11 protein-coding genes are annotated in these 11635 nt (G+C 62.3%); 7 read left to right on the plus strand and 4 right to left on the minus strand.

Features of this window, described 5'->3' with window-relative positions:
- From NKJ17_RS28775 to NKJ17_RS28785, 3 genes are all read right to left on the minus strand, one after another.
- Positions 1–906 (minus strand): carbohydrate ABC transporter permease, encoded by a 906-nt coding sequence (locus NKJ17_RS28775; RefSeq protein WP_254816733.1) that lies wholly within the window; start codon positions 904–906, stop codon positions 1–3.
- Positions 907–980: 74 nt separating this feature from the next.
- The gene (locus NKJ17_RS28780) at positions 981–2297 is read right to left on the minus strand and encodes an ABC transporter substrate-binding protein (RefSeq protein WP_352448404.1); all 1317 of its coding nucleotides are present in this window, start codon (positions 2295–2297) and stop codon (positions 981–983) included.
- Between the two features lie 357 nt (positions 2298–2654).
- Positions 2655–3350, minus strand: a complete 696-nt coding sequence (locus NKJ17_RS28785) for a TetR/AcrR family transcriptional regulator (RefSeq protein ID WP_352506668.1) — start codon at positions 3348–3350, stop codon at positions 2655–2657.
- Positions 3351–3456: 106 nt separating this feature from the next.
- Here NKJ17_RS28785 and NKJ17_RS28790 point away from each other — a divergent pair, with 106 nt between their 5' ends.
- From NKJ17_RS28790 to NKJ17_RS28800, 3 genes are read left to right on the plus strand one after another with little or no spacing between them, the layout of a single operon-like run.
- Entirely contained in the window at positions 3457–4653 is a 1197-nt protein-coding gene (locus NKJ17_RS28790) for a Tm-1-like ATP-binding domain-containing protein (RefSeq protein ID WP_352691135.1), read from the plus strand.
- An 11-nt stretch (positions 4654–4664) separates the two neighbouring features.
- Positions 4665–5504, plus strand: a complete 840-nt coding sequence (locus NKJ17_RS28795; protein WP_352506670.1) for a phosphoenolpyruvate hydrolase family protein — start codon at positions 4665–4667, stop codon at positions 5502–5504.
- A gap of 24 nt (positions 5505–5528) precedes the next feature.
- Entirely contained in the window at positions 5529–5957 is a 429-nt protein-coding gene (locus NKJ17_RS28800; protein ID WP_352691137.1) for a cupin domain-containing protein, read from the plus strand.
- Here the strand turns inward: NKJ17_RS28800 and NKJ17_RS28805 are convergent.
- Complete coding sequence (locus tag NKJ17_RS28805; protein ID WP_352506672.1) at positions 5954–7141, minus strand: M24 family metallopeptidase; 1188 nt, start codon at positions 7139–7141, stop codon at positions 5954–5956. The two genes, NKJ17_RS28800 and NKJ17_RS28805, sit on opposite strands and share 4 nt — an antisense overlap.
- 363 nt (positions 7142–7504) lie before the next feature.
- Here NKJ17_RS28805 and NKJ17_RS28810 point away from each other — a divergent pair, with 363 nt between their 5' ends.
- From NKJ17_RS28810 to NKJ17_RS28825, 4 genes are all read left to right on the plus strand, one after another.
- Entirely contained in the window at positions 7505–9115 is a 1611-nt protein-coding gene (locus tag NKJ17_RS28810) for an ABC transporter substrate-binding protein (RefSeq protein WP_352506673.1), read from the plus strand.
- A 268-nt stretch (positions 9116–9383) separates the two neighbouring features.
- Complete coding sequence (locus tag NKJ17_RS28815) at positions 9384–10370, plus strand: ABC transporter permease (protein ID WP_352506674.1); 987 nt, start codon at positions 9384–9386, stop codon at positions 10368–10370.
- Positions 10367–11197 (plus strand): ABC transporter permease, encoded by an 831-nt coding sequence (locus NKJ17_RS28820; RefSeq protein ID WP_352506675.1) that lies wholly within the window; start codon positions 10367–10369, stop codon positions 11195–11197. The genes NKJ17_RS28815 and NKJ17_RS28820 overlap by 4 nt, the downstream gene beginning before the upstream one ends.
- A partial coding sequence (locus NKJ17_RS28825; protein WP_352691139.1) for an ATP-binding cassette domain-containing protein occupies positions 11194–11635 on the plus strand: 442 nt, incomplete at its 3' end. The genes NKJ17_RS28820 and NKJ17_RS28825, both read left to right, overlap by 4 nt.

Here is an 11635-nt window from a genome sequence, read left to right on the forward strand (position 1 = left end):
TCAGCGCTCCTTCACCTTGTTGAGATATTTGACATAGATGTTGGTGATCGCCAGCACCATGATCAGCACGATGTAGGCGAGCGCGCAGGAACGCCCGGTCTGCCATTCCTGGAACGCCATCTTATAGAGCCGGATCGAGATCAGCTCGGCCGTCGGCTGGCTGGTCAGGATGTAGGCGAGGTCGAAGGTCTTGAACGCCTCCATGGTGCGGAAGATGACCGCGATCATCAGGATCGGCGCAACCAGCGGCAGCGTTATGCGGAAGAAGGTGTAGAACGGCCCGGCCCTGTCGATCGCGGCTGCCTCGTAGAGATGCTTGGGCACAGCCGACAGGCCGGCCAGCGACAACAGCATGACAAAGGGCGACCACATCCAGATGTCGGTCAGCGCGACCGCATAGAGCGCCATTTTCGGATTCGACAGCCATTCGAAGGTGCCGAGGCCGAGCGCATAATTGATGATGCCGAAGGACGGATCGTAGAGCAGCTTCCAGAACAGGCCGACGACGGCCATCGACAGCATCATCGGCAACAACAGGAGCGTCGTCAGCAGGCCCTTGAGCGGAATGTCGCGATTGAGCAGCATGGCCACGCCGAAGCCGACGAGCAGCTGGCCGGCGACCGAGATGATGACGTATTTTGCGGTGATGGCGAAGTTGGACCAGACATAGGGATCGCTGAGCAGGTCGCGATAGTTTTGCAGCCCGACGAAATTCGCCGCCGCGCTGGTCGAGGCGCGGAAATCGGTGAACGAATAGCCCAGCGAATAGATCAGCGGGAAGATGTTGAAGACGATCAGAAACAGGATCGTCGGGATGATGAAGAGATTGCGGATCGAAATGTCGCTTAGACCGCGAGCGGCGGCCCGCGAGGACCTGTCCAGCGTGGTGATCATCGTGGTCGCCAAGACCCTGCTCCCGGTTCAAGAATCAGAAAAAGAAACGGAGGAGGCACGAACGCCCCCTCCGTGAAACTTCATGCTTATTGGCCGCGGCCGTATTTCTTGAAGGTCGCGTTCCAGTCGGCTGCCAGTGCGTCCAGCGTCTCCTTGGCGGTGCCTTCGCCGCCGATCATGTAAGGATAGATGCGCTGGTTGAGCTGCTGCAGCAGTTCCGCATATTCCGGAACCGCCCAGAAGTCCTTGACCTTGAACATGGTCTCGTAGAACGCCTTGTTGTAGGGCGTGGCGTTCTGGAATTCGGGCGACTTGAGCACGGCGGCACTGCAGGTGTAGCCGCCAAGCGCTGCCCATTTCTTCTGGGTCTCGTCCTTGATGAACCATTCCAGGAACTTCGTCGCCTCTTCCTGCTTCTGCGAGTAGGAAACGATGGAGATGCCCTGACCGCCGAGTGCGGCGAACTGGTCGCCGCCAGGTCCGGCTGGATTGGCGAAGAAGCCGGTGTTCTTGGCGTTCGGGTTCGACGCCTCGTTGATCAACGAGGGGAAGAACGCGAAGTAGTTCATGCTCATCGCGGCCAGGTTTTCAGTGATCGCCTGGTTGTCCTCGACGAAGAACGACTTGGCCCAGCCCGGAGGCGTGAACTTGTAGAGTTCCTTGTAGGCGTCGAGCGCCGCGATCGCCTTGTCGGAGTTGATGAAGCCATCGACCTTGTAGGTCTTATAGTCACCCAGCTCGCCGCCAAAGGAGAACAGCGCGTTTTCGAAGCCCATCGCCATCGCGTCATAAGAATTGTCGGTGTAGATGGCGATGCCGTATTTTTTCTGGTCCGGCCGGTAGAAGAATTCGGCGATGTCGCGTAGCGCCTTGAAATCCTTCGGCACGTCGAGATCGTAGCCATACTTGGCCTTGAAGGCTTCTTTTTCCTTGGGGTCTTCGAACCAGTCCTTGCGATAGGACCAGCCGACGGCGTCGCCTTCGAGCGGAATGGCCCAGTACTTGCTGCTGCCGCCCGGATATTCGGCATAGTATTTCACCGTGGCCGGTGCCATCACTTCACCGACCTTGTGCTTGTTGAAGAAGTCGGTCAGGTCGACATAGTGGCCACCGGTCGAGCCAGCACCAAGCCATTGCGAGTCGCCGACGACCATATCGTAGGCGTCGCCATGGGCGTTGAACTCGGTGAAGGCCTTGGTCTGGAAGTCGGGCCACGGTGTGGTTTCCACCGTGATCTTGACGCCGGTTTCCTTCTCGTACTCGTTGCCGAGTTCCTGCAGGTAATTGGCCGGATCCCATTCCGCCCAGAAGATTGTAAGTTCCTTTTCCTGCGCGTAGACGGACGTTCCGCAGGCGAGCACTAGGCCGATACCAGCAAGCAAGCTGGTCATTGTCTTGCGCATAATGATTTCCTCCCTTGTGCGCATTCTACCGTTCATGAGAACCGGCATCGAGGCCGGCCCTGGTAGTCCTCCCGTGACGGCACCGTTTCGGTCTGTGAGCCTCCTCGCTCGACCGAAACGGATCTCAGCCTTCACCTTTGATCCGCTTTATTTGTCCTGATCTGGTATTACCAATTTAAGAGGAACGTCAAGCCCTTTCTTGGACGGTGACGGACACGCAGACAAGCTGGCTTCTGCGATATCTGCCTGTTTTCGCTGAATTTTCCTACTCCATGATACATGAATGCCTTACTTGGGCCGCTGCATCGCCAGTAGCATGAATAGCCAAGTTGAAAATCTGGTCGAACCAGATTGGCGTCATCTCACGGCGGTCGTCGGCGCGATCCCATCTCCTTCAATCATCGACTCGGTCATAGCCGCGCGCACAAGAGCCCCGGCCGCCCATTGCGCAACCGACATCATACTGCGGCTATCCAAGCCCCATATATCCTTCAATACGATCAGCATCTCAACACCGAAGATCAGCGACAGCGCCTGCGCAAGCCGCTTGAATTCGCGCTGCGGCAACTGGCCCTTGAGTGGCGCGATCGCATCCTTCAAAAGCTCGATGCGATGGCCGCGCGTGAAGGCCGGTTCGCCGCCCAGCGTGCCTGCCTGTCGCTGTGCCCACTGGTCGAGCGACAGTTTCAGCGCCGCCTTGAACGTCGCTTCGAAGGCCTCGATGCGCGGCATGGCGGTGTCGAACAGCTCGGCGACCCGGCGCTCCGGATCGGCAGAGATCGATTGCCAGGTAAGGATCGGCCCGAGCCCTTCGTCGACCACCGCCTGCACCAGCGCCGCCTGGCTCGGAAAATACCGATAAGCGGTGGCGCGCGAGACTTCCGCTGCTTCCGCCACCTCGCTGACGGAGGGCGTGGCGCCCGCCTGCATCAGCTTTGTCGCCGTCTCCAGCATCAGCCGCTTGGTGCGCGCGCGGGCCCCGCGCTCAGCCCGCGGGCTGGCGCCTTGGCCGGCGTCGTCGTTCACTGTCGCTTGTTGACGTGAGACATCCATGTTAATACGATACGCGCGTCTCAAAAAATTGCAATGGCCCTTCGCCCATCGAACGGCCAGGCAAAGGGGCGGCAGCGCCGAACACGCCCAAGACCGGGGAAACGCGATGAAGCGCATCTATGTGGTGGGCACCGCCGACACCAAGGGCGAGGAACTCGCATTTCTGTCCGATGCGGTCGCCGCTACCGGCGCTTCGATTGCCCGTGTCGACATCGGAACACGCGGCGCGACCGTGCCGGTCGACATTTCGGCAGACGAGGTCGCCAGCCACCATTCCGAGGGTCGCAACGCCGTGCTCGGCGTCGACGATCGCGGCACCGCGGTGGCGGCAATGGCTGCCGCCTTTGCCCGGTTTGTTCAATCGCGCAGCGACATTGCCGGGATTATCGGCATTGGCGGCGGTGGCGGCACCTCGATCATCACCGCAGGAATGCGCACGCTGCCGCTCGGCCTGCCCAAGATCATGGTTTCGACGTTGGCCTCCGGTGACACCACGCCTTACGTCGACGTCTCCGACATCGTCATGATGCCGTCGGTGACCGACATGGCCGGCCTCAACCGACTTTCCCGTGTCGTGCTGCACAATGCCGCCCAGGCGATATCAGGCATGGCGGCAAAGCCGGCGCCGCCGGCCGACGGCAGACCCTCGATAGGCCTGACCATGTTCGGCGTCACCACGCCATGCGTGACCGCGATCGCCGATGAGCTTCGTTCGACCTATGACTGCATGGTCTTTCATGCCACCGGAACCGGCGGCCGCACCATGGAAAAAATGGCCGACAGCGGCCTGTTGTCCGGCGTCATCGACATCACAACGACCGAAGTCTGCGACTTGCTGCTTGGCGGCGTGCTGCCGGCGACCGAAGATCGCTTTGTCGCCATCGCCCGCACCAGGCTGCCTTATATCGGCTCGGTCGGCGCGCTCGACATGGTCAATTTCTGGGCGCCGCCGACAATTCCGGAACGCTATCGCGGCCGGCTGTTTTATGAGCACAATCCAAACGTCACGCTGATGCGCACCACTGCCGACGAAAGCAGGACGATCGGCGAATGGATCGGGACAAGGCTGAGCCTCTGCCAGGGTCCGGTTCGTTTCCTCATTCCGGAGAAAGGCGTGTCGGCGCTCGACATCGAAGGCGGCGCCTTCTTCGACCCTGAAGCCGATGCCGCTTTGTTCGAGGCGATCGAGCGTACCATCAAACCCGCCAAAACGCGGCGCGTGCTGCGCCTGCCGCTGCACATCAACGATCCGGAATTCGCCTGGGCCGCCACAACGGCCTTCCTCGACATCGCCAGACAGTGAGACACCAAGACATGGCCGCCATACCGCGCAAGAAAATCCTGGAGAAATTCCGCATGATGATTGCGGATGGCGTGCCGATCGTCGGCGGCGGTGCCGGCACCGGCCTGTCGGCCAAGGCCGAGGAAGCCGGCGGCATCGACCTGATCATCATCTACAATTCCGGCCGCTACCGCATGGCCGGGCGCGGCTCGGCCGCCGGCCTGCTCGCCTATGGCAACGCCAACGAGATCGTCAAGGAGATGGCCTACGAAGTGCTGCCGGTGGTGAAGAAGACGCCGGTGCTGGCCGGCGTCAACGGCACTGATCCCTTCGTCATCATGCCGCTGCTTTTGGCCGAGTTGAAGACGATGGGCTTTTCCGGCGTCCAGAATTTTCCGACCATCGGCCTGTTCGACGGCCAGATGCGGCGGAGTTTTGAAGAAACCGGCATGGGCTTCGGGCTCGAGATCGACATGATCGCCGAGGCTCACAGACTCGACCTGTTGACCACGCCCTATGTCTTCAACCCAGACGAGGCGCGCGCCATGACAACAGCCGGCGCCGACATCGTCGTCGCCCATATGGGGGTGACCACCGGCGGCTCGATCGGCGCGACGTCGGCTAAATCGCTGGACGACTGTGTCAGCGAGATCGACGCCATCGCCAAAGCGGCACGCTCAGTGCGCGAGGATATAATCCTGCTTTGCCATGGCGGGCCGATCTCGATGCCGGACGACGCCAGATATATTCTCGAGCGCTGCAAGGGCCTGCACGGGTTCTATGGCGCCAGTTCGATGGAGCGGCTGCCGGCGGAAGCCTCGATCGCCAGGCAGACGGCGGATTTCAAGGCCGTCACGTTCGGCGCTGCGTAGAGACCAGCAAAAGAAGGTGGGACGATGACCGACAACAGCAAGGTGTTCGTATATCCAAAAGACGTCAGCGCCTTCGGCTTCGACTGGGGCAGGCTGTCGCTGACGGTCGCTCCCGAAGTGAACGGCGCAAAGCGATTTTCCGGTGGTGTCGTCGACCTCCCGTCGGGCAAGGGCCATACGCGTCATAACCATCCGGGTGCGGAGGAGATCATCTTCGTCATCTCAGGCGATGGCGAGCAGATGGTCGAGGACGAGAAAGGCAACCCGGTCGTCGAGAAAGTCGGCCCCGGCTGCACCATCTATGTGCCGGAAAGCCGCTTCCACTCGACGCTCAATACCGGCGATGGGCCGATGCAGCTTTTCGTCGTCTATTCGCCGGCCGGGCCGGAACTGGCGTTGCGGGAGTTGCCGGATTTCAGGTTGATCCCGCCGGGCGGGGATAGAAGCGCCTAACCCCCGCCCGCGTTCCAGCCCCGGCCCCGATCGCCGAACATCACGTACCCTGTGTCGGTGACCGCCACCGTGTCCTCCAGCTTGATGAAGCCGCGCGTCGGGTGGAGCATGGTCGTCTCGACCGAAAGCACCATGTTCTTCTCCAGCGGCTTTGCGGCATAGGTGCCTTCATAGGTCACCGGATGGTTGGTCATCAGGAACGGCGCTTCATGCGTGATCAGCCCCATGCCATGCGCGAAGAAATCGGTATAGGGCGCAACCTTCGACTTCTTCAGCACGCCTTCGGCATGAGAAATCATGTCACCGCCCAGCGTGCCCGCCTTGACCTTGGAGAAGGCCGCCTGCTGCACTGTCTCGATCTCGGCCAGCAGATCCTCGAGTTCGGCGTCAGGCTCGCCCAGCACGCCCATGCGGCAAAGGTCGCCGATATAGCCGTGGTAGTTGCCGCCGGAATCGATCGACATCACCTCGCCCCGTTTCCAGGCCTGCGGCGAGGCGGCGCGGTTGTGGCTGGAGCCTAGCGTCAACAGGCAATATTCGAAATGCGCGCCGCGATTGGTCTCCTCGCGCCTGAGCTGTTCGATGATCTCGCTCTTGGTCGTGCCTTCGCGTGCCCAGCCGATGGTCGCCAGCATGGAATCGGTGATCAGCTCGGAGGCGATGCGCAGCTTCTCCAACTCGGCCTCGGTTTTGATTGCGCGCATGCGCTCCAGCATATCAGTCGCATCGATCAGCTTGGCATCCGGCAGCGCGTTGCGGATCAGCATATAGGCGTCGGACGGCAGGAAGGCGGGCTCGATGCCGACGCGGGCATTGCCCTTGCCGATCTTTCGCAAATGCTCGACCGCCAGGTTGGCGGCATCGAGCGTGCCCCAGCAGGCGGCATGCAGTGTCGGCGTCCAGAATGGATGGTTCTGGTGCTCGCCGCCTTCCATGCGGTTGGCGATATAGGCGGCATGCTCCGGCCCACCTTTCTCATAGACGACGACAGGCAGATAACGGCTGTGGCCGATCGCATCCATGGCGGCGAAGAAGATGAACTTGTAGCCGCCAAGCAGATACTGCGTGTTGTGCTTGGAGGTGGCGAGCAGCACGTCGATGCCGGCCTCCTCCATCAGCCCGTCCACCCGAGCCTGGTCGAACGGCACGCCGCCGACGGCATTCTTGCCTGGGGCAATGTTCATGTCTCTCTCCCTGAAATCCCTTGGCCGGCCGCTCGCCGGCACCGGCTTTCCGGCTCTGACCCTCGGCTATGCTTAATCTGCATCATTTTGCCCGATCTGGTCCAGCCAGAACGGGCGAACCAGCCCCAAAGCTGGTCCACCTGCTGCACTTTACTCCAGTCTGGGTCCTGCCAGAACCGCGCATCGAACCGTTTCCGTACAACTGGTCCAACGGACGGAAATTTCAAAGCCACGTGAGGATGCGCCAATTCCGTCTTTGGCGAAACCCCGCACAAGGCCCATAATCAGCCGTGCAGGATGCTTACGAGCGTCCGAGGGGTACGGCGGACCCGGCCGGGTCCGCGGAGAGGACGGAGTTCGATCATGCCAGAGTTCACCATTTCCAGACGTACGATGCTTGCGGGTTCGGCATTGCTGCTGGCCTCCACCGCGATGCCGACGATCGGGTCGGCGCAGACGCCGAAAAAGGGCGGACGACTGGTTGTCGCCGCTGATTCCGAGCCGCGCAATCTCAATCCGGCGATCGTCGCCTCGAACGGCGTCTTCTTCATTTCGAGCAAGATCGTAGAAACCTTGGCTGAGGCCTCCTTTGAGGGCAAGGACGGGCTCGATCCGCGCCTGGCACTCAGCTGGGAAGGTGCCACCGACGGCCTGTCGGTGACGTTCAAGCTGCGCGAGGGCGTCAAATGGCATGACGGTAAACCCTTCACCTCCGGCGATGTCGCGTTCTCGGCGCTGCATATCTGGAAGCCGTTGCAGAATCTCGGCCGCACCGTGTTCAAGGATCTGGAGGCGGTCGACACGCCGGACGAAGCCACCGCCGTGTTCAAATTCGCCAAGCCGACACCGTTCCAGCTGATCCGCAACGCCTTGCCGGCGCTGAGCAGCGTGGTGCCCAAGCACATCTACGAGACCGGAAAGATCGAGGACAACCCGGCCAACAACGCCCCGGTCGGCACCGGACCGTTCAAATTCGCCGAATACAAACCCGGCGAATATTACCGGCTGGAGAAGAATACGGATTATTGGGGCAAGGACGAGCCCTATCTCGACGAGATCATCTATCAGGTGCTGCCGGACCGCACAGCAGCGGCCAGCGCGCTCGAGGCCGAAGAGATCCAGCTCGCCGCCTTCTCCGCCGTGCCCCTCGCCGATCTCGACCGCATATCCAAAGTGCCCGGCCTCAAGGTGATCACCAAGGGTTATGAAGGGCTGACCTACCAGCTCGTCGTCGAGATCAACCATCGCCGCAAGGAGCTGGCCGACCTGAAAGTGCGCCAGGCGATCGCTCACGCCATCGACAAGGATTTCGTCGTCAAGACGGTGTTTCTCGGCTATGCCGCCACCGCCACTGGCCCGGTGCCGAAAAACGACCCGCAATTCTACACCGCCGACGTGCCGACGTACGCCTTCGACGTCGCCAAGGCCAACACCCTGCTGGACGAGGCCGGCTACAGCCGAGGCGATGACGGCAAGCGCTTTTCACTGAAACTGCTGCCGGCGCCCTATTTCAACGAGACCAAGCAGTTCGGCGACTATCTGCGCCAGGCGCTCGCCGCCGTCGGCATCGACGCTCAGCTGGTCAACAACGACTCGGCCGCGCATATCAAGGCTGTTTACACCGACCACGCCTTCGACCTTGCGGTCGGGCCGCCGGTGTTCCGCGGCGATCCTGCGATCTCGACCACCATCCTGGTGCAGAGCGGCATTCCAGACGGCGTGCCCTTCTCCAACCAGGGCGGCTATAAGAACGCCGAACTCGATGCCCTGATCGCCAAGGCATCGGAGACGCTCGACACCGCCGCCCGCACCGGACTCTACAAGGAGTTCCAGAGAAAAGTTGCCGCTGACCTGCCACTGATCAACGTCGCCGAATGGAGTTTCATCAGCGTCGCACGTGATACGGTCAGGAACATCGCCAACAATCCGCGCTGGGCGGTATCGAACTGGGCGGACACTTGGCTGGAGGGGTAAGGAAGTCTCTCCAGACTTGCGCGCCGCTTGTGTGCTCAGCTTCAACGATGAGAGCTTTTTCGCGCCCCCCTCTGTCCTGCCGGACATCTCCCCCACAAGGAGGGAGATTGGCAGCTTTGGCGTTGCCGGCCGTCTTGCAACGCTGGAGATTGGCGAAAGCGACAATGACAGCTGATCTCCCCCCTTGTGGGGGAGATGTCCGGCAGGACAGAGGGGGGCGCCGTAGAGCGCGGCACCGAAGACTTGGCTCTCCTATCGGCGTTATGCCATGACCCGCGCTGTCATCCTCCTTCGCCGCCGTCTCGTCGGCAGCATCTTCGTGCTGCTGATTGTCGTCATCGGCACCTTCCTGTTACTCGAAGCCGCTCCCGGCGACGCGGTCGATGCCTACATCGTCTCGACCGGCGGCGACGCCGGGATGATCGAGCTGTTGCGTCACCGCTGGGGTCTCGACCAGACGGAACTGACGCGGCTCGCCAATTATCTTTGGGCGCTGCTGCATCTCGATCTCGGCCAATCGGTCACCTTTTCGCGGCCGATCCGCGACGTCATCCTCGAGCGCCTGCCCAACACGCTGCTGTTGATGGGCAGCGCCACCGCGCTCTCCTTCGGTCTCGGCTCGGCACTCGGCATCTATGCCGGCGCCAGGCCCGGCAGTTTTCGCGATCGCTTTCTGTCCATCGGTTCGCTGGCGCTCTATGCCGTGCCGGGCTTCTGGCTTGGGCTGGTGCTGATCATCGTCTTTGCCGTCGACCTGCGATGGTTTCCGATCGGCGGGATCGAGAGTATCGCCTCGGCCCGGACCGGCCTCGATCGCGCCGCCGATATCGCCCGCCATCTCGTCCTGCCGGTTTCGGCGCTCGGCTTCATCTATCTCGCGCTCTATCTGCGCATGATGCGCGCCGGCATGGCCGAGGTCTGGCGACAGGATTTTGTGCTGGCCGCCCGCGCCAGAGGACTTTCCCGCCGTCGCATCGTGCTCGCTCACGTCGCCCGCAATGCGCTGTTGCCGCTGGTCACCATGCTTGGCCTGCAGTCCGCGCAGATGTTGGGCGGCAGCGTCGTTATCGAAAGCGTCTTTTCCGTGCCAGGCCTTGGCCGGCTGGCGCAGGAAGCGGTGGCGGCACGCGACACGCCGTTGCTGCTCGGCATCATTCTCATCAGTGCCGTCCTGGTCGTCATCATCAACCTTCTCGTCGACATCGCCTACGCCGTCCTCGATCCGCGCGTCGGGGCCAGTGAGGCCGGCGCGTGAGCCCGCTTCGCCGCTTTCTTCGCACGCCGGAAGCGATCGCCGGCGCGGTCATCCTGACGGCGCTGTCTGCCGTGGCGCTTGCCGCACCTTTGTTCTTTCCGAGCGATCCGCAGGCCATTGCCGGGCCGGCATTGCTGTCGCCGTTCCAGGACTGGTCGCTGCCACTCGGCACCGACCGCCTCGGCCGTGACGTGCTGGCCGAGCTTTTCCACGGCGCCCGCACCTCGCTGGCGGTCGGCCTGGCAGCAGCAGCCACCGCGCTTGCCGTCGGCGCCGTAATCGGCACGTTGGCCGGTTTTGCCGGCGGCCTTGTCGACGAGGTACTGATGCGCATCACCGACGCTTTCCAGACCGTCCCAGCCTTCCTGCTGGCTTTGGCTTTCGTCAGCATCGTCGGGCCGTCGCTCGGCGTCGTGGTCGCTGCGATCGCGCTGGGCGCCTGGACCGGACCGGCACGCGTGGCGCGGGCCGAAGTGCTGTCGATCCGCGAGCGCGATTTTGTTGCCGGCGCCCGCGTCATCGGCATGCATCCGCTGGAGATCGCCTTTCGCGAGGTGCTGCCCAACGCGCTGCCGCCCGTCCTGGCGTTGTCGTCGGTGATCGTCGCCGCGGCTATTCTCACCGAAGCGGCATTGTCTTTTCTCGGCCTCGGCGACCCCAACCGCGTGACCTGGGGCGGCATGATCGCCGAAGGCCGCGCCGTGCTGCGCACCGCGCCCTTCCTGTCGATCATTCCGGGTGTAGCACTCGTGCTGACCGTGCTCGGCGTCTATCTCGCCGGCGAAGGCGTCGTCGAGACCGCGGCGGTGAGAAAGAGCCTGTCGTGACGGCGCTTGCTTCGATCCGCAATCTAACGGTGACCTATCGCCGCGACGGCGCCGAGGTGGCTGCGCTGAAACATATCAGCTTCGATGTCGCCGCTGGCGAGCGCCTCGCCATCATCGGCGAGAGCGGCTCGGGCAAGAGCACGTTGGCGCTGGCGATTGCCGGGCTGCTGCCGGCCACTGCCAAGATCGAAGGCCATATCGATTGGCTCTTGCGCCCGCCGCCAATGTTTGGTGCCAAGGCACCCCCCTCTATCCTGCCGGACATCTCCCCCTCAAGGGGGGAGATTGCGCTTTCATCTCTGCCTTCGCCAATCACTGAAGCTGGCCGAAAGGAACCGGCTGCGGAACTGCCGATCTCCCCCCTGTTTGGACCGGGGACATCGCGAACAGCTGTGCGAGGACATCGCGAACAGTTTGCCATCCTATCGTTGGCTTGCA

The sequence above is a fragment of the Mesorhizobium sp. M0208 genome, assembly GCF_040322015.1.
Classification (GTDB): domain Bacteria; phylum Pseudomonadota; class Alphaproteobacteria; order Rhizobiales; family Rhizobiaceae; genus Mesorhizobium.